The 18,460-nt window shown below is 68.1% G+C and carries 20 protein-coding genes; 9 read left to right on the forward strand and 11 right to left on the reverse strand.

Annotated features, from left to right (window positions below; translation table 11 throughout):
- Positions 1 to 18: 18 nt before the first annotated feature.
- From AB4Y72_RS05295 to AB4Y72_RS05320, 6 genes are all read right to left on the reverse strand, one after another.
- Positions 19 to 582 (reverse strand): PadR family transcriptional regulator, encoded by a 564-nt coding sequence (locus AB4Y72_RS05295; protein ID WP_441425099.1) that lies wholly within the window; start codon positions 580 to 582, stop codon positions 19 to 21.
- Between the two features lie 139 nt (positions 583 to 721).
- Positions 722 to 1,135, reverse strand: coding sequence for an ankyrin repeat domain-containing protein (locus AB4Y72_RS05300; RefSeq protein ID WP_441425100.1), 414 nt, complete (start codon positions 1,133 to 1,135; stop codon positions 722 to 724).
- A complete protein-coding gene (gene ygfZ, locus AB4Y72_RS05305; protein ID WP_441425101.1) occupies positions 1,132 to 2,214 on the reverse strand; it encodes a CAF17-like 4Fe-4S cluster assembly/insertion protein YgfZ in 1,083 nt (360 codons plus the stop codon). The genes AB4Y72_RS05300 and ygfZ overlap by 4 nt, the downstream gene beginning before the upstream one ends.
- A gap of 126 nt (positions 2,215 to 2,340) precedes the next feature.
- The gene (locus tag AB4Y72_RS05310; protein ID WP_441425102.1) at positions 2,341 to 3,078 is read right to left on the reverse strand and encodes a flavodoxin family protein; all 738 of its coding nucleotides are present in this window, start codon (positions 3,076 to 3,078) and stop codon (positions 2,341 to 2,343) included.
- Between the two features lie 65 nt (positions 3,079 to 3,143).
- Positions 3,144 to 3,758, reverse strand: a complete 615-nt coding sequence (locus tag AB4Y72_RS05315; protein ID WP_441425103.1) for an FABP family protein — start codon at positions 3,756 to 3,758, stop codon at positions 3,144 to 3,146.
- 173 nt (positions 3,759 to 3,931) lie between these two features.
- Positions 3,932 to 4,666, reverse strand: coding sequence for a permease (locus AB4Y72_RS05320; RefSeq protein WP_441425230.1), 735 nt, complete (start codon positions 4,664 to 4,666; stop codon positions 3,932 to 3,934).
- A gap of 245 nt (positions 4,667 to 4,911) precedes the next feature.
- Here AB4Y72_RS05320 and AB4Y72_RS05325 point away from each other — a divergent pair, with 245 nt between their 5' ends.
- From AB4Y72_RS05325 to asd, 8 genes are all read left to right on the forward strand, one after another.
- Positions 4,912 to 5,610 carry a winged helix-turn-helix transcriptional regulator gene (locus AB4Y72_RS05325; RefSeq protein WP_441425104.1) on the forward strand — a complete coding sequence of 233 codons (699 nt, stop codon included), beginning with the start codon at positions 4,912 to 4,914 and terminating at the stop codon, positions 5,608 to 5,610.
- A 287-nt stretch (positions 5,611 to 5,897) separates the two neighbouring features.
- The gene (gene mshD / locus AB4Y72_RS05330) at positions 5,898 to 6,884 is read left to right on the forward strand and encodes a mycothiol synthase (RefSeq protein ID WP_441425105.1); all 987 of its coding nucleotides are present in this window, start codon (positions 5,898 to 5,900) and stop codon (positions 6,882 to 6,884) included.
- 127 nt (positions 6,885 to 7,011) lie between these two features.
- The gene (locus AB4Y72_RS05335; RefSeq protein ID WP_441425106.1) at positions 7,012 to 9,276 is read left to right on the forward strand and encodes an RNA degradosome polyphosphate kinase; all 2,265 of its coding nucleotides are present in this window, start codon (positions 7,012 to 7,014) and stop codon (positions 9,274 to 9,276) included.
- A gap of 11 nt (positions 9,277 to 9,287) precedes the next feature.
- On the forward strand, positions 9,288 to 10,265 hold the full coding sequence (locus AB4Y72_RS05340; protein ID WP_441425107.1) for an NUDIX hydrolase: 978 nt from the start codon (positions 9,288 to 9,290) through the stop codon (positions 10,263 to 10,265).
- Positions 10,266 to 10,377: 112 nt separating this feature from the next.
- A complete protein-coding gene (locus tag AB4Y72_RS05345) occupies positions 10,378 to 11,181 on the forward strand; it encodes a thymidylate synthase (protein ID WP_441425108.1) in 804 nt (267 codons plus the stop codon).
- Positions 11,178 to 11,771 (forward strand): dihydrofolate reductase, encoded by a 594-nt coding sequence (locus tag AB4Y72_RS05350; RefSeq protein WP_441425109.1) that lies wholly within the window; start codon positions 11,178 to 11,180, stop codon positions 11,769 to 11,771. The genes AB4Y72_RS05345 and AB4Y72_RS05350 overlap by 4 nt, the downstream gene beginning before the upstream one ends.
- Positions 11,771 to 11,989: an NF038396 family protein gene (locus tag AB4Y72_RS05355; RefSeq protein WP_441425110.1), complete on the forward strand. Its 219-nt coding sequence runs from the start codon at positions 11,771 to 11,773 to the stop codon at positions 11,987 to 11,989. Before AB4Y72_RS05350 ends, AB4Y72_RS05355 begins: the two co-directional genes overlap by 1 nt.
- Before the next feature lie 75 nt (positions 11,990 to 12,064).
- A complete protein-coding gene (gene asd / locus AB4Y72_RS05360; RefSeq protein ID WP_441425111.1) occupies positions 12,065 to 13,207 on the forward strand; it encodes an aspartate-semialdehyde dehydrogenase in 1,143 nt (380 codons plus the stop codon).
- A gap of 50 nt (positions 13,208 to 13,257) precedes the next feature.
- Here the strand turns inward: asd and AB4Y72_RS05365 are convergent, their stop codons facing one another.
- Positions 13,258 to 14,361, reverse strand: a complete 1,104-nt coding sequence (locus tag AB4Y72_RS05365; protein WP_441425112.1) for a winged helix DNA-binding domain-containing protein — start codon at positions 14,359 to 14,361, stop codon at positions 13,258 to 13,260.
- A 91-nt stretch (positions 14,362 to 14,452) separates the two neighbouring features.
- On the opposite strand from AB4Y72_RS05365, the gene AB4Y72_RS05370 reads away from it, so the two are divergent.
- The gene (locus AB4Y72_RS05370) at positions 14,453 to 14,959 is read left to right on the forward strand and encodes a hypothetical protein (protein WP_441425113.1); all 507 of its coding nucleotides are present in this window, start codon (positions 14,453 to 14,455) and stop codon (positions 14,957 to 14,959) included.
- Positions 14,960 to 15,014: 55 nt separating this feature from the next.
- Here the strand turns inward: AB4Y72_RS05370 and AB4Y72_RS05375 are convergent, their stop codons facing one another.
- From AB4Y72_RS05375 to AB4Y72_RS05390, 4 genes are read right to left on the reverse strand one after another with little or no spacing between them, the layout of a single operon-like run.
- Positions 15,015 to 16,082, reverse strand: a complete 1,068-nt coding sequence (locus AB4Y72_RS05375) for a UDP-N-acetylmuramate dehydrogenase (RefSeq protein ID WP_441425114.1) — start codon at positions 16,080 to 16,082, stop codon at positions 15,015 to 15,017.
- A gap of 56 nt (positions 16,083 to 16,138) precedes the next feature.
- The gene (locus AB4Y72_RS05380; protein WP_441425115.1) at positions 16,139 to 17,461 is read right to left on the reverse strand and encodes an MFS transporter; all 1,323 of its coding nucleotides are present in this window, start codon (positions 17,459 to 17,461) and stop codon (positions 16,139 to 16,141) included.
- A 13-nt stretch (positions 17,462 to 17,474) separates the two neighbouring features.
- Positions 17,475 to 17,927: a MaoC family dehydratase gene (locus AB4Y72_RS05385; RefSeq protein WP_441425116.1), complete on the reverse strand. Its 453-nt coding sequence runs from the start codon at positions 17,925 to 17,927 to the stop codon at positions 17,475 to 17,477.
- A 2-nt stretch (positions 17,928 to 17,929) separates the two neighbouring features.
- Positions 17,930 to 18,418, reverse strand: coding sequence for an FAS1-like dehydratase domain-containing protein (locus AB4Y72_RS05390; protein WP_441425117.1), 489 nt, complete (start codon positions 18,416 to 18,418; stop codon positions 17,930 to 17,932).
- Between the last annotated feature and the right edge of the window lie 42 nt (positions 18,419 to 18,460).

The following is an 18,460-nucleotide window of genomic DNA, read 5'->3' on the forward strand; positions in this document are numbered from 1 at the left end:
GGCAATGACGGGCCGGGGTCACCACGGAAGCTCCCCGGTGCTGAGTTCGTTCTGCAGGCGGCGGATCCATGCGGCTTCGGTCCGCAGCAGGTCCTGCTGATACTGGACATCGATCCAGTACTTGCGCTCCACGCCCTTCTTCCGGAGCAGTTCCTCGCCGGAGTCCAGGAAGTCGAGCTGCTCCTGCAGCGCCGTGAGCCGCCGGTCGAGGAGTTCGACGACGACGCCGGCCGGCAGGTTGTAGGCCTCGGAGATGGCCAGAGGAAAGGACGGGTACTCGTTGGCCGGGGTGGCGAGCATGTCCTGCAGCCGCGCGGTGAGCGCTTCCCGGCCGGCGGCCGAGATCATGTACGTGGTGCGCTCCGGGCGGTTGCCCTCCCGGTCCGTTCCGGTCGCAGCGACGAGACCGTGCTCCTCCAGCCGCCCGACGGCGTGATAGAGCGTCCCGGGCCGGACCTTGATCAGGCGGTCCTCGTGACGGGCGATCAGGAGCTGATACATCTCGTAGGGATGCATGGGTTCCTCCACGAGCAGGGAGAGCGCGGCGACACCGAGAGGTGTCAAGACGGATGCCTTGGCCATGGCGCGTTGTCCTCCCCCGTGCATTCCTTTGATTACTCCACAGCGATTATTCCACGTGGAATAATCCGGGGCAATCACTCCCGGCCAAGCCGGCCAACCCGACAGCCCAGCCGCCCGCCCCGCCGGGACCCCGGCGGGGTCAACCGAGGAGGGCCAGTATGTCCGTCCGGGCGAACATCTGCGCGGCCGCCCGCGCGGAGGGGGTCCCGGCGTCCGGGTCAGCCCCCGCGTCCAGCAGTTCGCGGGCCACGTCCGTGTAGCCCTTGAAGACGGCCCCGGCCAGCGGGGTCTGGCCGCGGTCGTTGGCCATGTTGGGATCGCCGCCGTGGTCCAGGATCAGCCGGACCGTGCCGGCGTGGCCGTGGTAGGCCGCCAGCATGACGAGCGAGTCGCCGGAAGAATTTGTCAGTGTGGCCGGCGCGCCGGCAGCCAGATAGCTGCCGAGCACGCCGGAGTTGCCCTCGCGGGCCGCATCAAGGAGCGCGTGGGCCAGCGCCAGCGTCTCGTCGTCGGGAGCGGCACCCGGTTCGTTCACTTTGGACTCGGCGCTCATCGGGCACCCCGCAGGAAGCCGGTCTGCCGGCCCACCACCTGGCCGGCGTCGGGGGCCACAATGAGCTCCTGCGCCGCGGCATACGTCTCGTCGCCGTCGGCGACGGTCAGGACGGCGTCGGGGGCAACCGAGCGCTTGATGACGGCCAGGGCCACCGGGCCCATTTCGTAGTGCTGTCCCACGGAGGTCACGGCCCCCACCTTGCGGTCGCCGGCGCGCACTTCGCTGCCGACGGCGGGCAGCGTGTGCTGGGAGCCGTCAAGCTGCAAGAAAACGAGCCGCCGCGGCGGGTGGCCCAGGTTGTGGACCCGGGCGATGGTCTCCTGGCCCTTGTAGCAGCCTTTGGCCAGGTGCACGGCGGTGCGGAGGAGGTCGAGCTCGTGCGGAATCGTCTTGTCGTCCGTTTCGGCGCCCCACCGGGGACGCCATGCGGCGATCCGCAGCGCCTCGGCGGCCAGGGTGCCGGCCAGGGCGCGCTCCCCCACTGTGGCGGCAAGCTCGGCGGCGGGAACCAGGTACTCAAACCACGGCCGCTCCAGGCCGGGGTGAGAGTCCTCGCCCACCACGGCATAGGAATAGCCGCCCGCACCCACATGCGGCCACGGGTCCTCCCAGACCACGAGCTGGGACCACTCGCCGATCCGGCGGGTCGAGCCAAGCACGGCCCAGTCCGCGGAAACATCGGCGACCTCGACCCGGAGCATGAACTTCATCTTGGTGAGCCATTCGGCGAGCGGGGGCGCCTCGGCCCCTTCGACGATCAGCCAGGTGGTGGCGCCGTCGTCCACCACCCGGGCGTCGAATTCGATCCGGCCCTGGACGCTGAGCAGCAGCAGTTCGGTGGACTGTCCCGGCGCCAGGCCGGTGAGTTGCTGGGAAGACAAGGTGTTGAGCCAGCTGAGCCGGTCCGGCCCGCTGACGGTCACCACGCCGCGGCTGGAGAGATCGACGACCGCGGTGCCGGCGGCCAGGGCCCGCTGCTCCCGGAGCGGTTCCCCGTAGTGCGCGGCGACGCCGGCGTCGCCGCCGCCGCCCTCGACGGCGGCCGGGCGCGACAACAGGGGGCTCTTGATAGTCATATTGAAAGGAACATCCTTAACTGTGGTCGTATTCCGGCCGCGGCCGCCAGGGCCGCGGGGGTGGCCCTGAACCCGGGGTTGCCGGGATCTTCAGATCCGCCGGGGCTCTGTGTCCGCCATTGCCGGTCAGCGGTATTCCGGATTTTCGAAGTCGAAGCGGGTTCCGGCTTTCCAGGCGTCCGGAAGGTTGCCATAGGCAGGAATGCCGCCAGCGTCCTTGAGCATGCGCGCCAGATGCAGCATGTTCCAGGTCATGAAGGTGGTGTTGCGGTTGGTGAAATCGCTGTCCGGCCCCCCGGAACCCTCGTCGAGGTAGCTCGGCCCCGGCCCCACGGGACCGATCCACCCGGCGTCGGCCTGCGGCGGGATCGTGAACCCGATGTGCTGCAGGCTGTACAGGACATTCATGGCGCAGTGCTTGATTCCGTCCTCGTTGCCGGTGATGAGGCAGCCGCCCACCTTCGGATAGAAGGCCCACTGGCCTTTCGCGTTCAGCTGCCCGGAGTGGGCGTAGAGGCGTTCGATGAGCTTCTTGGTCTGCGAAGAGTTGTCCCCCAGCCAGATGGGCCCGGCCACGACGACGATGTCCGCTTCCAGGACCGCCGGATAGAGCTCCGGCCACGCGTCGGTGGCCCAGCCGTGTTCGCGCATGTCCGGGTAGACGCCGCTGGCGATGTCGTGGTCCACGGTGCGGATCACGCGGGTGGTGACACCCTGCTTTTCCATGATCCTGCGGCTGACCTCGATCAGGCCCTGGGTGTTGGACACGTCCGGGGATTTCTTGAGCGTGCCGTTGAAGTACACGGCCTTGAGGTCGGCGTAGCTGGTGGAGCTGGCGTCACGGCTGGTCACTGGGTCGTTCACGGTGTCTCTCCTTGGTCGATGCAGACAGGCGATACAGACAACGGGAAAGCGGTGAGACCGTGCGTTTAGTGTACTTTGGCGAGGATGGCCGACGCGTGGGCTTCCAGCCCGCCGCCCGCCGCCGATTCCTTACCGGTGGCCACATCCCAGCGCCACAGCAGGTTCCCCTCCACGAGCCCGAAGATCCGGGTGGCCGCCGTGTACTCCTTGGAGTGGCTGCCGCGCATTACCAGGTCGGTGCTGAGCTGGATCTGGGGTCCCTTGATCTGGCCGTAATAGAGCTCCGAGATCCCGCCAGGGTGCGCGATGGAGACCGAGATGTCGAAGCCGCCGTCGCTGTTGCGCAGCGCCTCGACCTCATCGGCGCTCTTGAGCACGGGGACGATGTCCGCCGGGATCAGGCCGGGGCCGCCGTCCTCCTCGCGCTGTTTGCGTTCCAGCGCCCAGAAGCCGGTCTCGACCGTCAGGGGCCGCAGCTTGGTGCCCTCGTCGTCAGTCAGCCAGCTCTCGGCGCGGTACTGCAGGTACGGCAGGCCGTTGTGCGTGAACGAGACGTGCTGCAGGAAGTGCTCTGAGTCCTCGTCCCCGGCGCCCAGCCGGCCGCGGCCCTCCCACTCACCGATGAGCCAGGACAGCGGAACGATTTCGGGGGTCAGATCTGTAGGAATTTCAATCGGCACAGCAACTACCTCTGGAAACTACGGGGTCTGGAACGTGTGGGGGTTACTTCTGGCCTCTGAAGAGGCGGTAGACGACGAAGCCGGCAAACCACGCCATGGACAGGCCGGCCACGCCGAGCAGGACAAGGAAGAAGATCTCATATGCAAGTACGGACATGATGCCATCCTAACGCTTAGAAGATGAGTAGTTTGTCTATGAAGTACGCCAGGGATCCGACCGCGGACACGGGCCCCAGCCCCATTCCCACGGCCGCCAAAATGTTCAGGCCCTCACCGCTGAGGATGACGAGGCGGCGGAAACTCACCAGCACCGCCCCCACCACCACACCGGCGAGGGCGGCAGGCAGCACGGCGATGTCGGAGAACACCAGCCCGGCCAGCGGCCCGGCGAGCCCGGCGCCGATGATACCCAGCGGTGCCACGATCCGGTCGGGCCAGCGGATCAGCCCGGCCAGCAAGGCGACCGCAGCGCTGATGGCAGCCACGAGGAGCATCTCCCGGACCCCGTTGAAGCGCGAGCTCGCAATCCAGCCGGCGCCCAGGCAGGACAGCAGGACACCCGCGCATGAGCCCAGCGTGGATTCGAGTCGCTGGGCCTGGCCGGTACCCCGGAGCAGCTGCACGACGAAGATGGCCATGACCCCCACCGCAATGAACGACGGCGTCCAGTCCAGGAAGCCGGGTGCCGGAAGGTATGTCGCGGCCACCGCCGCCCCGACACCGGGCAGGCCGATCAGGACTGCGAGGGTCTTTTTGGCCGGGATGCCGAGAAAATAGGGCCAGCCGATGCCGACCCCGATTGCGCTGAGGGCTGCGGCGGCCAGAAGGACCTCAGGCGAGGAGTAGGCGCCGGCAACAATGGCGGCCAGGCCGGCCAGGCCGATGATCCCGACGCTCCACAGCTTCACGGGTCTGCTCGCCCTCGGCAGACCCGCCATGGTGGTACCTTCGCTCACTGCGGACCCCAATTCGACTCGGCTCAATTTCAACGGGCCGCGGGCCCTGACGGTTCAATCCTGCCCTATATGAACTCTATGTGTCGCAAAGGGACTGGCAGGAGGCGACGGAACCATGGCCGGAAAGGGGCCCTTAGGTATACTCGAGAGCAGCACCACAGACGCCCAATGATGCGCGGACACCCCTTGGAGGAACAATGTCGCACATCCTGCTCTTGACGAACAGCACCGGAACATCCGTGGACGTCCTGCCTGCTCTGGAATTGTTGAACCACCGGGTGCACATCCTTCCGGCCGAACCCACGGCCCTGCTCGAGACCGACCCCTGTGACATCGTCCTGCTGGACGCCCGTAAGGACCTGGTCGGCGCACGTTCCCTCACCCAACTGCTCAAGGCCACCGGCCTCAGCGCCCCGCTGATGCTCATCCTCACGGAGGGCGGCATGGCCGCCGTGTCCTCGGCGTGGGCGGTGGACGATATCCTCCTGGAATCCGCGGGGCCCGCAGAGGTCGAGGCCCGGATCCGCCTCGGCGTGGCACGGGCGGTTCCCGAGCAGGATGAGGCCCCGACCGAAATCCGGGCCGCCGGCGTCGTGATTGACGAGGCCAGCTACACCGCGAGGGTCAACGGCGCCGCCCTCAACCTGACGTTCAAGGAATTCGAGCTGCTGAAGTACCTGGCCCAGCACCCCGGCCGGGTGTTCACGCGCCAGCAGCTGCTGACCGAAGTCTGGGGCTACGACTACTACGGCGGCACCCGCACCGTGGACGTCCACGTCCGGCGGCTCCGGGCCAAGCTGGGCGCCGACCACGAAAACCTGATCAGCACCGTCCGCAACGTCGGCTACCGCCTGACCCTGGCCCGCCAGCCCGAGGACGAACTCACCGAGGCCTGAGCGGCAATCCCGCCCTCCGCGGGCGGACGGCGAACCACCGCACGGCACAGCAGAAGTTAACGCAGAAGGCCCCGGACTCTGGATTCCAGAGTCCGGGGCCTTCCCGCTGCACCCAAGAATGAATGCGGCTTCAGTGGAGGACATACGGGTCGAACGTATCGAGGCCACCCCAGTGGTGGATCCCCCTCGCATCTGGCTCAACGCCGGACGAGATAACGACTATACGTGACGGTCCGGACTTCGGCAAAATCGGCCGCCGCCGGGCCGGCACCCGATAGCCTTGCACCATGAGCCCTGCACACCCGGAAAACTGGCCCGTCCATACTGTCAAAGGACCCGTGGACGGCGGACTGCTGCGGGACGTCGCGGCCCTGGTCGCCGCCGCGGAAGAGTCGGACGGCAATCCTCCGCTGTCCGAGCAGACCCTCGTTACGCTGCGCGCGGCGGACGCCGGCAACCATTCGGTGCTGGCCCTTACCCTGTACGCCCAAGACGACACGTCCGATACATCCGCTCCCTCAACGGGTCAGGATCTGGCCGGCGTCGCCGTCGTCATCGAGGCCACTGACGGCACCGGCGTTCTTGAGGTCGCCGTCCACCCCAGCTACCGCAACCAGGGCGTGGCCGACCGCCTCGTGACACAACTGCGGAACGTTCGCGGTTTCGCCGGCCTGAACGCCTGGTCGCACGGAAACCACGAGGCCGCGGCGGAACTGGCCGCCCGGTACGGTTACGGCGCCGTCCGCGAACTCTGGAAGATGAGGCTCATGACGGCAACGGCGGAGCTCCCGGGGGTCAGCCTCCCGGAGGGCGTGAAGCTGCGCGCCTTCGCTCCGGGCCGGGACGAGGCCGCGTGGCTCGCAGCGAACAAAGCCGCCTTCGCCCACCACCCGGAGCAGGGGAACATGTCCCGCGCGGACCTCGACGCCCGGATGGCCGAGCCGTGGTTTGACCCGGCGGGCTTCCTGCTGGCCGTGGACCCGGCGGACCGGCTCCTGGGATTCCACTGGACCAAGGTGCACCCGCGGCACGGCGACCACCCCGCGATCGGCGAGGTCTACGTGGTGGGCGTGACCCCGGAGGCCCAGGGCTCCGGACTGGGCAAGGCCCTGACCATCGCCGGCATCAAGCACCTGCAGGACCTCGGACTCCGCGCCGTCATGCTCTACGTCGACGCCGACAACATCCCCGCCGTCTCCCTGTACCGCCGGCTCGGCTTCACCCGCTGGGATGTCGACGTCATGTACGCGCCGCTCCCGCAGCAGCAACAGTGACGGGCGCCGGCGGGCAGGCGTTAGTCAAGTCGGCGGATAACCGGGCCGTCCGGGCCGCAATCCGGGTCATCGGGCCGTGATTGCTTGTAAGGTTGGAGCTACATCGCGCCAGCATTGAGGAGACATCATGCCACGGGAAATTGCCCGGACATCCACGTCTGAACCCGCTACGCCGGAAAAGGGGGCGCGCCCGGCGCGTGCCCGCTTTGGCTCCTCGGAAGTGCCGGCCTCACGTGCCACCCAGGACCGGATCGACATTCCAGAGTTCGCCCCGAACCTGGAACCTGAGGGCGAAATCAGCCCCGACCGGTTCCTGGACCGGGAGCTGAGCTGGCTTTCCTTCAATGAACGAGTCCTGGAACTGGCCGAGGACCCCAACCTGTACCTGCTGGAGCGGGTCAGCTTCCTCTCCATCTTCGCCTCCAACCTGGACGAGTTCTTCATGGTCCGCGTGGCCGGGCTGAAGCGGCGGATCGCCACGGGTCTCGCCGTCCCCTCCCCCGCCGGGCTGAGCCCCATGCAGGTCCTGGAGCAGATCGGCGAGGAGGCGCACCGGCTGCAGCAACGCCACGCCCGGGTCTACGCCGAACAGATCCGGCCCGCCTTGGCGTACGAGCACATCCACCTCATGCACTGGGAGGAACTCGACTCCCAGGCCAAAGACCAGCTCAGCGCCATGTTTGCGGAAAAGGTCTTCCCGATCCTGACCCCGCTCGCCGTGGATCCGGCCCACCCGTTCCCCTACATTTCCGGGCTGTCCCTGAACCTGGCCGTGGTGGTCCGCAACCCGGTCAGCGACAAAGAGCTCTTCGCCCGTGTCAAGGTCCCTGACCAGCTTCCGCGCCTGATCTCCATCGACGGCGCCCGCGCCGGCTCCGTCCCCGGGCGCGTGGCACGGTTCATCGCCCTGGAAGAAGTCATCGCCGTGCACCTGGACCAGCTGTTCGCCGGCATGGAGGTCCTGGAGCACCACACCTTCCGCGTGACCCGCAACGAGGACGTGGAGGTCGAAGAGGACGACGCCGAGAACCTCCTGCAGGCACTGGAGAAGGAACTCCTCCGCCGCCGGTTCGGCCCTCCCGTGCGGCTCGAGGTCACCACTGACATCAACCCGAACATCCGGGCGCTGCTGATCCGCGAGCTCGGCGTGGAGGAATCCGAGGTCTACTCCGTCCCGGCACCGCTTGACCTGCGCGGCCTCTCTGTCATTGCCGGAATCGACCGGGCAGACCTGCACTACCCGAAGCACGTCCCGCACACCTCCCGGCACCTGAACGAATCGGAAACGGCCAAGGCCGCGAACGTGTTTGCCGCCATGCGCCGCCGGGACATCCTCCTCCACCACCCCTATGACTCCTTCTCCACGTCCGTCCAGGCCTTCCTGGAGCAGGCGGCTGCGGATCCGAAAGTCCAGGCCATCAAGCAGACCCTGTACCGCACGTCCGGGGACTCACCGATTGTCGATGCCCTGATTGACGCCGCCGAGGCGGGCAAGCAGGTCCTGGCGCTCGTGGAGATCAAGGCCCGCTTCGACGAGCAGGCCAACATCTCGTGGGCCCGGAAACTGGAGCAGGCCGGCGTCCATGTGGTGTACGGCATCGTGGGCCTCAAGACCCACTGCAAGCTCTCCCTCGTGGTCCGCCAGGAAGTGGACGGCCTGCGCCGCTACTGCCATATCGGCACCGGCAACTACCACCCGCGCACGGCCCGCTACTACGAAGACCTGGGCCTGCTCACGTCCAACGAGCAGGTGGGCGAAGACCTTTCGAAGCTCTTCAACCAGCTCTCCGGCTACGCGCCGAAATCCACGTTCAAGAGGCTCCTCGTGGCGCCGCGCTCGGTCCGGTCCGGGCTGATCGACAGGATCGAAACCGAGATCAGGAACGCCAGGGCCGGCATCCCCGCCCGCGTCCAGATCAAAGTCAATTCGATGGTGGATGAGGCCATCATCGATTCCCTGTACCGCGCGTCCCAGGCCGGGGTGCCCGTGGATGTCATAGTCCGCGGCATCTGCTCGCTGCGGCCCGGCGTTCCCGGCCTGAGCGAAAACATCACCGTGCGCTCGGTGCTGGGCCGGTTCCTGGAGCACTCGCGTGTCTTCGCCTTCGCCAATGCGGGCGACCCGGTGGTCTTCATCGGCTCGGCCGACATGATGCACCGGAACCTGGACCGCAGGGTCGAAGCCCTGGTCCAGCTCACGAGCGGCGACGACACGAGCTACGTCCTGGACCTGCTCAAGCGCTACATGGATCCGGAAACCGCCAGCTGGCATCTGGATAAGCAGGGGGAATGGACCCGGCACCATCTCGCGGAAGACGGCCGGAACCTCGAGGACGTCCAGTCCTGGTTGCTGGCGTCCCGCTCGCGTCAACGCACCACCAGCCTGCGGTAGGGGCCGTGAGTGTGAGCAGTGATGCACTGGTTGCGGACCAGACCGACCACCCGGGCGAAGAGATCGCCGTCACGGCGGCGGGCGCCATCCCGTGGCGCCTCAATTCGGCAAACAAGGACCAACTTGAGGTCCTGCTGATTCACCGCCCGCGGTATGACGACTGGTCCTGGCCGAAGGGCAAGATTGACCCCGGCGAGACCATCCCGGAGTGCGCCGTCCGCGAGGTGGAGGAGGAGATAGGGCTCACCGCTCCGTTGGGAATCCCGCTCCCGCCCATCCACTACCACGTACCCGCCGGACTTAAAGTAGTCCATTACTGGGCGGTCCACGCCGACGGCGCTGCCTTGCTGCCCGACGGCCGGGAAGTGGACAGCATCATGTGGTGCGCGCCCGAGAAGGCCGCCCGACTCCTCAGCAACCCAAGCGACATCGAGCCCCTGCAGCACCTCGTGAACGCCAACGACCGCGGGGAACTCGAGACCTGGCCGCTGCTGATCGTGCGGCACGCGAAGGCCAAGCCCCGTTCTTCGTGGACCAAGGCCGAAGGCGACCGGCCGCTGGCCGCCACCGGCATGCGCCAGGCGCAGGCGGTGGGACGGCTCCTGCAGGCGTGGAAGCCGGGCCGGATCGTCTCAAGCCCGTGGCTGCGGTGCGTGGCCACCATCGCACCGTACGCCAAGGCGGCCGACGCCAAGGTGAAGCTCAACGAGGCCCTCACGGAGCACCGGCACGGCCGCAACCCCCAGAAGACGGCCGCCGTCGTCGAGGGACTGTTCGACAAGCAGCGGGCCGTGGCCCTCTGTACTCACCGCCCGGCACTGCCGACCGTCCTGAAGCAACTCGGCAAACACATGAACTCCCGGCTCCGGGATCTGCTGCCGTCCTCGGACCCGTTCCTGGCCCCGGGCGAGATCATCGTGTGCCACGTGGCCCACGGCAGCAAGACGAAAGTCGTTGCCGTGGAGCGGTTCAAGCCCTTCGACGACTGAGGTCCTGAACCTCGCGGGACCTTGGCCTCAGGGGATCCCGCACCGGCCCGGCGTTTCCTGAACTGTTCCTTCACACTGCAACGCCCTTGGACCGGACCTCTAGACTGGAACCGTGAGCATTCCTACGCCCTACGAAGACCTGTTGCGCGACGTCCTTGAGCACGGCACGCACAAATCGGACCGCACCGGAACCGGCACGCTCAGCGTGTTCGGTCGCCAGCTCCGCTTTGACCTGAGCAAGAGCTTCCCGCTCGTCACCACCAAACGGGTGCACTTCAAGTCCGTGGCCGTGGAGTTGCTCTGGTTCCTGCGCGGCGATACCAACGTCAAGTGGATGCGGGACCAGGGCGTGACGATCTGGGACGAGTGGGCCGACGCCGACGGCGAACTCGGGCCGGTCTACGGTGTCCAGTGGCGCTCCTGGCCCACGCCCGACGGCGGCCACATCGACCAGATCGCCGAGCTTATCAAGAACCTGAAGTCCAACCCCGACTCGCGCCGGCACATCGTCTCGGCCTGGAACGTCGCCGAGCTCAAGGACATGGCCCTGCCCCCCTGCCATGCGTTCTTCCAGTTCTACGTGGCAGATGGCAAGCTCTCCTGCCAGCTGTACCAGCGCTCGGCGGACACCTTCCTGGGCGTACCGTTCAACATCGCCTCCTACGCCCTGCTGACCTGCATGATCGCGCAGCAGACCGGACTGGAACCGGGCGAATTCGTCTGGACCGGCGGGGACGTCCACATTTACGACAACCACATGGACCAGGTCCTCAAGCAGCTCGCCCGCGAGCCCTACGACTACCCCCAGCTGAAAATTGCCCGCAAGCCGGATTCCATCTTCGATTACACCCTCGAGGACTTCGAAGTGGTCGGATACCAGCACCACCCGACGATTAAGGCCCCGATAGCCGTATGAGCACAGAAAACACCCCGGACGCCCAGCCCGGCGCTTTCACTGAGCAACTCCGCGCCTCCACCACCGGCCTGGGACTGGTCTGGGCCCAGACCAGCACCGGAGTCATTGGCAAGGACGGCGCCATGCCGTGGCACCTGCCCGAGGACATGAAGCACTTCAGCAGCCTCACCACGGGCCACCCGGTCATCATGGGACGCAAGACCTGGGAATCCTTCCCCGATAAGTACCGGCCCCTGCCGGGCCGGACAAACATCGTCATCACCCGGCAGGAAGGCTGGGGCGGGACGCCCGGCGCGGAGGGCGCCATCGCCGTCAAGTCCCTCGACGACGCACTCCTGGAGTCGCAGTTCGCCCCCGGCCACGAGATGGTCTGGATCATCGGCGGCGGGGAGATCTTCGCGCAGGCACTGGACCTGGCCGACGTCGCGGTTGTGACCACGATCGACGCAACCGCGGAAGGTGATACGTTCGCGCCGGATCTCGGCTACGACTGGACCGCCTCCGCCAGCCTCCCGGCCAACGGGTGGCTGGCGTCGGCCAACGGCACCAGCTACCGCATGACCTTGTGGCGCCGCACGGAGGCCAAATAGTGCTCCGGAAACCCGAAACGCTCTTTGTCCTGGGGTACATGCTTCTGCCCCTGCTGGCGCTGCTCTCGGCCATCGTGGGACTGACCATGATCCTGGGCGGCAACAAGATCGTGGGGGCGATCGTGCTGGTGGTAGTGACCCAGGTCTTCACGTTCGGGGCGGTCTTTGCGCTGCGCCGGCGCAAGGCGGCGTTGCTGGCAGAGCCGCGCGGCGACTAGCGCGCCCTGCAAGCTCCGGGGCCCCGTGACGTAACCGACTGCCCGCCAGGCACCGGTGAAGTCTAAACTGGGCCCATGACTACAGCAGCTTCCCCGTCCGTCGGCCTGGTCGGTTGGCGCGGCATGGTCGGTTCCGTCCTGATGCAGCGCATGCAGGACGAAGGCGACTTCGCCAGCATCAACCCGGTTTTCTTCTCCACCTCGAACGCGGGCGGCGCAGCCCCTGCCGTGGCCGGTGCCGCCGCGGGCGCGGCCGGCACGCTTGAGGACGCGTACGACGTCGAGACGCTGGCGAAGCTGCCCATTATTGTCACCGCCCAGGGCGGGGACTACACCAAGCGGGTCCACGGCGAGCTGCGCGGCCGGGGCTGGGACGGCCTCTGGATTGATGCCGCATCGACCCTGCGCATGAATGACGACTCCATCATCGTGTTGGACCCGATCAACCGCGACGTCATCGACGCCGGTCTCTCGGGCGGGGTGAAGGACTACATCGGCGGCAACTGCACCGTGTCCTGCATGCTGATGGGCCTCGGCGGATTGTTCAAGAACGGCCTCGTCGAGTGGGGCACCTCCATGACGTACCAGGCCGCCTCCGGCGGCGGGGCCCGCCACATGCGTGAACTGCTGAACCAGTTCGGGACCCTCAACGCCGAGGTCAGCAGCGAACTGAGCGACCCGGCGTCGGCCATCCTGGAGATCGACCGGAAGGTCCTGGCACGCCAGCGGACCGGCATCGACGCCACGCAGTTCGGCGTTCCCCTCGCCGGTTCCCTGATCCCCTGGATCGACGCGGACCTCGGCAACGGCCAGTCCAAGGAGGAATGGAAGGCCGGAACGGAGACCAATAAGATCCTCGGCACGTCCGCGGATAACCGGGTCATCATGGACGGCCTGTGCATCCGGATCGGCGCGATGCGTTCACACTCCCAGGCCCTGACCCTGAAGCTGCGCGAAGACCTCTCGGTGGCCGAGATCGAGAAGCTCCTGGACGCGGACAACGAGTGGGCCCGCGTGGTGCCGAACACCAAGGAGGCCTCGATGGCCGAGCTCACCCCCGTGGCGGCGTCGGGCACCCTGGACATCCCGGTGGGCCGCATCCGCAAGATGGAAATGGGCCCCGAGTACATCAGCGCGTTCACGGTCGGTGACCAGCTGCTCTGGGGGGCCGCCGAGCCGCTGCGGCGCATGCTGCGGATCGCCACCGGGACCCTTTAGGCGCGGAAGCTCCTTTCGCAAAGCTTCTCAAAACTCCGTCAGGAACCGCGTCAGGAACCAAGGTACCTGCGGTATTTTGCGGCCTGCAGCTCAAAGGACCTTTGGGCGGCGGGCCGCAGCCCGTTAACGGCATCGAACGGCTGGGGCACGACGACAGGGGGCCGGCCGCCCGCCCGGGCCGTCCAGGTGCCGAGCACCGCTCCGCCCGCCACGATGGTTTTCTTGAACACCCCATTGCCTCCGGGGACGATCTTGTCCGCGTGCTCCGGCGGAAGCACGAGGGACCGGTCCGCGTAACCGAGCAGGAATTCGTCAAAGCCCGGCAGCGCCAGCACGGTGCGCTGGCCGGGGACGCCGCAGTCGAGCAGCGCGGCCGTTTCGGGCGACAGCCAGTAGCTGGTGCCCCCGAACTCCAGCTCCGCCAGCTGGCCCGATACCCGGGCCAGGGCCGCCCGGGTATCGGTCAGCGGAATGCCGGCCCACCAGGAGAAATCACGCTCCGTTGCGGGGCCGTGGCTGCGGAAATAGCGCAGCAACCACTCAGCAATGCCATCCGCGCGGTCCAGGGCCCGCGATTCCGTGATCCAGTCGTCGAAGGCCACGACCAGCTGCTGGTTGCCGGCCAGCGGCCCCTGCACCAGGCATCCCCGCTGGCAGAGAACCCCCAGCAAGTGGATGCCGCGCTGGCCTGCAGTGGACTGGCCGGCCCGTTCGAAGGCCTGAAACAGCTCCGCACGGCTGGCGGCTCCCCCGGAGACCAGCCGCAACGCGGCTGCCGCGGCCGCGTCGACATCCGCGGCAGCAATTTCGAGTTCCCGGTGACGCCCCGCGAGGCCCCGGATCACCCGGCCTGCGGTAATGGACAGCATCCATTTCAAGTCCTCGGGAGCCAGCAGGTGCAAGGTGCCGCGCATCGGCCAGGAGCGCACCACGTCGCCCCGGTCCAGGGCGATGCGGACGTCCTCAACGCTGGCGCCCTGCACCCGCTGGCCCACCGCCCAGAGCACGGACTGCAGGTCCTGAGCCTGCATCGCCGTCATGCCGCGGACCGCTTCGGGGACGCCCGGAAACCCGGGTCCCAGCAAGCCCTGGGCGGCCAGCCGCAGCCTGCCGATGATTCCGGGGCTCAGTCGGATGCCTGTGATAGCTGCCATGGAGCCATCGTAGGACGCCCGTACACACTCTGCCGGGGTGTTGCCCGGCTGTTCCCAGCCGCCGTCCAGCGGACTTCCTTACCCTTGATGCATGACTATGAGTGGGGTGTGGCCGCTGCTGCGGCCCCTGTGCCGGAAGCTGGCCCTGCTGGGCTGGGCGTCCAGCGCCGCCGGCATGGCTGCCGGACTCGCCGTCGCAATTGCCAGCGGAACCCGGCTTTCGCCCGTGATGAGTACGCTGCAGCTGGTGGCCGGAACGTGCATGGCGGTGTCTGTGAGCGCGTTCGTCACGGCGGCGGCGATGCAGCCGCGTGCCCGGCTCCAGGACAAGGTGAAGCCCGGACCCGCTGGCCCGCGCGGCCAGGAGCTCTGGCTCGAGCAGTCCGGCGAGTTCCCGGCGACCGTACAGGCCTTCCTGCTCGGCTCGCTGGCGTTCCTGGCCGGTGCCGTGGCGTTTGCGTGCGCCGGGCTGGTCCTGCAGAGCGGGCCCAGCGTTCAGTCGGTCGCGTTCTGCCAGGTCTTCCTGCTCGGCGCCGCAGCCTCCGGTTTCACGTTCATGCTCTTCAGCAAGGTGGCCCCCCGCCACTCGGGCCGGTAGCCGGCGGGCGAGGACGCCCGCCGGGGCCCCGTGTGGCTGTGAGGCCGGTTCTTCCCTAGAGCTCGACGCCGATCAGCAGCGGTTCCGGGTGAAGTTCAATCCCGAACCGTTCCACGACGCCGCGGCGCACCTCGCGCGCCACAGCCAGCATGTCCGCCGTGCTCGCCCCGCCGCGGTTGGTGATGGCGAGCGTGTGCTTGGTCGATAGCGACGCCCGGCCGCCCGAGACACTCTCCGGGTCCAGCCCGAACCCCTTGGCGAACCCGGCCTGGTCGATCAACCAGGCCGCCGAAAGCTTGGTCAGCCCGTCGCCGCCGCCCGGGTACCGCGGGGCCTCCTGCGGCAGCCGCTCCGCAACCTCGCCCGGCACGATCGGGTTGGTGAAGAAGGACCCCGTGGAGTAGGTGTCCCGGTCGTTCGCGTCCCAGACCATGCCCTTGGACGCGCGGAGCCGCAGCACTTCGCGCCGGACGTCATTGGAGTACGCCCGTTGCCCCTGCTCGACTCCGAGCGCCCGCGCGAGTTCGGCGTAGCGGACCGGGGCACTCATCCTGCCGAGCGGGAGCTGGAATTCCACGGTGAGCACCACATAGCGCGGCGAGCCGTTGACGGTGGTCTGTTTCAGGACGGAGTCACGGTAGCCGAACTTGAGTTCGGAGTTGGTGAAGGTCTTCACCGCGTTGCGCTCCCGGTCCCAGGTGCGCACCGCGGCAATCGTCTGGGACACGTCGGCTCCGTAGGCGCCGACGTTCTGCACGGGCGTGGCGCCCGTGGCGCCGGGGATCCCGGAGAGCGCCTCGACGCCGGACCACGCGTGCCTGACCGCGTGGTCGACAAATGCATCCCAGTTGTGGCCGGCCTGCACCACCACCGACACGCCGCCGCAGGAATCCTCGGCGTTGACAGAGATGCCCTCCGAGGCGATCTTCAGGACCGCGCCCGGGAACCCGTCGTCGGACACCAGCAGATTGGAACCGCCGCCCAGGATCAGCAACGGCTGGCCGGCCGCGTCCGCCGCCCGGACGGCGTCGATGATCTCGGCCTCGCTGCGGGCCTCGCTGTAGGTGCCGGCGGGGCCGCCGACGGCGGCGGTGGTCAGGGTGGAGAGCTGAATCTGGGTCACCTGACCAGCCTAGCTGGGATCATCGGCGCGCCTAAGCCGGCGTTGGTTGCACGTAGCTATCTGTGGTGTCCCGGCACGGGCGCGGGCACGGGGATTTTGCGCGCCGCCGGCGAGAGCAGGAAGCTGACGATCAGCATCGCCATGACGGCCAGCAGCGAGTGGAGAATGCCGACGTGCTCGGCCAGCAGCCCCAGCAGCGGCGGCCCACAGAGGAACGCACCGTAGCCGATCGTGGACACCACGGACACCCGGGCAGCGGCCTTGACGGGATCGTCCGCGGCGGCGGACATGCCCACCGGGAAGCCAAGCGAGGCGCCGAGTCCCCAGATGGCCAGGGCAACGTAGGCCAGCCACGGCACCGGGGCAAACACGAAGAGCCCGAGGCCCAGCACGGCCAGTGCGGCGCACCAGCGCATCACCGGGACGCGGCCGAAACGGTCCAGGACCACGGTGCCGGCGAAACGGCCGACGGTCATGAAGGTGACGAACAGTCCGTAGCCGGCGGCCCCGGCGGCGTCCGTCTGGCCATGGCCGTCCGCCAGGGCCAGTGCCACCCAGTCCCCCGCCGCCCCTTCGGCCAGGGCCAGGCCCAGTACCAGGACGCCGAGGAGCAGGGTGCGCCGGTCCCGCCAGGCCTGGGCGATCTGGCGTTTGTTGTCCAGGGGCTGTTCGAGGACGGCGTCCGTCTGCCGGACGATGGGAATGGGCCCGGTGGAGGGATCTTCAAAGGTATCGGTCCCGGAGGCCTTGAAGGGCCGCTCCGCCTGGACCGGCGTGATGTCCGCCCGGAACCACGCCGCGGCGGTGGTCACCGAGCCGGCCACTAGGAGACCCACCGCCGCCAGATGCCAGAAGACGGGGATCCCGGCGGCCGCAGCCCAGGCACCGAGCCCGGCTCCCGCCACCGTGCCCAGGCTGAAGGAACCGTGCAGCCGGGGCATGATGTGCCGCCGGACGGCCCGTTCCACCGCGGCGCCTTCGACATTGGACGCGGTGTTCCAGCTGGCGGTGCCCAGCCCGATGATTACCAGGCCCGCGGCGACCGCGACCGGGCTGGCGAGCACGGTGGTACCGAAGCCCGCGAGCATGAGCCCGAACCCGACCATGATGCTGCCGATCCGGATGGTGCGCTTGGAGCCGAGCCGCAGGACAATCAGGCCCGAGGCGGACACTGACAGGAAGGACCCCGCCGTCATGCAGAGCAGGAGCAGTCCGATGGTGCCGGGAGTCAGGTCCAGTCCGTCGCGGATGGCCGGCAGCCGGGACACCCACGTGGAAAACGCGATGCCGCTGGCCGCGTAGGCCACCACGACGGCGTTCCGCCAGTGGGTGATCTCGGCGGCCGGGACGAAGAGGTCTTTGGTCTCCTTTGCCGTCACAGGAGCGTCCTGGCTACGCCAGCCTGACGACGGCCTGGGCCTTGACCAGGACCTTCTGGCCAGCCGAGACGACCGTGAGGTCGACGCGGGCGGTGCCGGCGTCGGCGTCGAGCGCGCCGATGGCCCCGCTGACCTCGATCACGGCGCCCGGCTCCGGCGTCCCCGTGGTGTCAGCGACGGGCACCGGCTTGGTGAAGCGGGTCTGGAAGTCGACGACGGCGGCGGGGTCGCCGGCCCAGTCGGTCACGAGCTGGACGGCGGCGCCCATGGTGAACATGCCGTGGGCGATCACGCCCGGCAGGCCCACCGCCGTGGCGAAGGCCTCGTTCCAGTGGATCGGGTTGAAGTCCCCGGAGGCGCCGGCGTACCTAACGAGGTCGGTGCGGGTAACGGTGATGCTGCGGCTGCCGATGTCCTGGCCGACCGTGAGTTCCGCGAACTTGGGAGCAAAAGATGCTGTGCTCATGGCTACTGTCCCTCTCCGCGGACCAGGATGGACGAGGTGGTGGTGGCGACGGGCTCCCGGACGCCGGCAGCGGCGCCGGAATCGCCGTCTGCTCCAGGGGCAAGCGCGAAGATCTCCGAGCGTGTGGTGATCATGGCTCCGCCGCCCATCGCGCGCACGCCGTCGACGTGCAGCTCGGCGACCAGCCGGTCGCCGGCGACAATCGGGCGGTGGTGGGTGAACCGCTGGTCGGCGTGAACCACGCGGGAGAGATCGATTCCGGACGCCGGATCCTCGATCAGCTGCGCGTCGGCGCGCTGAGCGACGATGATGGCGAACGTCGGCGGCGCGACGAGGTCGCCGTGGCCCAGTGCCTTGGCGGCGGCGACATCGAAGTGGGCGGGGTGGGTGGCCTTGACAGCGCGGGCGAACTCGCGGATCTTCTCGCGGCCGACGTCATACACCTCTGCGGCAGGGTAGCTGCGCCCCTGCAGATCCGGATTGATAGTCATGGTTCCAGCCTATCGTCACGGCCGCGGGGGCCCGGATTCATG

Origin of the sequence: Arthrobacter sp. YAF34, from assembly GCF_052113245.1 — a bacterium.
Lineage (GTDB): Bacteria > Actinomycetota > Actinomycetes > Actinomycetales > Micrococcaceae > Arthrobacter.

Bases quoted from the DNA above. Each gene is read 5' to 3' on its own strand.
- AB4Y72_RS05295 (WP_441425099.1), bottom strand. From the start codon at position 582: ATGGCCAAGGCATCCGTCTTGACACCTCTCGGTGTCGCCGCGCTCTCC.
- AB4Y72_RS05300 (WP_441425100.1), bottom strand. From the start codon at position 1,135: ATGAGCGCCGAGTCCAAAGTGAACGAACCGGGTGCCGCTCCCGACGAC.
- ygfZ (WP_441425101.1), bottom strand. From the start codon at position 2,214: ATGACTATCAAGAGCCCCCTGTTGTCGCGCCCGGCCGCCGTCGAGGGC.
- AB4Y72_RS05325 (WP_441425104.1), top strand. From the start codon at position 4,912: ATGTCGCACATCCTGCTCTTGACGAACAGCACCGGAACATCCGTGGAC.
- mshD (WP_441425105.1), top strand. From the start codon at position 5,898: ATGAGCCCTGCACACCCGGAAAACTGGCCCGTCCATACTGTCAAAGGA.
- AB4Y72_RS05335 (WP_441425106.1), top strand. From the start codon at position 7,012: ATGCCACGGGAAATTGCCCGGACATCCACGTCTGAACCCGCTACGCCG.
- AB4Y72_RS05350 (WP_441425109.1), top strand. From the start codon at position 11,178: ATGAGCACAGAAAACACCCCGGACGCCCAGCCCGGCGCTTTCACTGAG.
- asd (WP_441425111.1), top strand. From the start codon at position 12,065: ATGACTACAGCAGCTTCCCCGTCCGTCGGCCTGGTCGGTTGGCGCGGC.
- AB4Y72_RS05365 (WP_441425112.1), bottom strand. From the start codon at position 14,361: ATGGCAGCTATCACAGGCATCCGACTGAGCCCCGGAATCATCGGCAGG.
- AB4Y72_RS05370 (WP_441425113.1), top strand. From the start codon at position 14,453: ATGACTATGAGTGGGGTGTGGCCGCTGCTGCGGCCCCTGTGCCGGAAG.
- AB4Y72_RS05385 (WP_441425116.1), bottom strand. From the start codon at position 17,927: ATGAGCACAGCATCTTTTGCTCCCAAGTTCGCGGAACTCACGGTCGGC.
- AB4Y72_RS05390 (WP_441425117.1), bottom strand. From the start codon at position 18,418: ATGACTATCAATCCGGATCTGCAGGGGCGCAGCTACCCTGCCGCAGAG.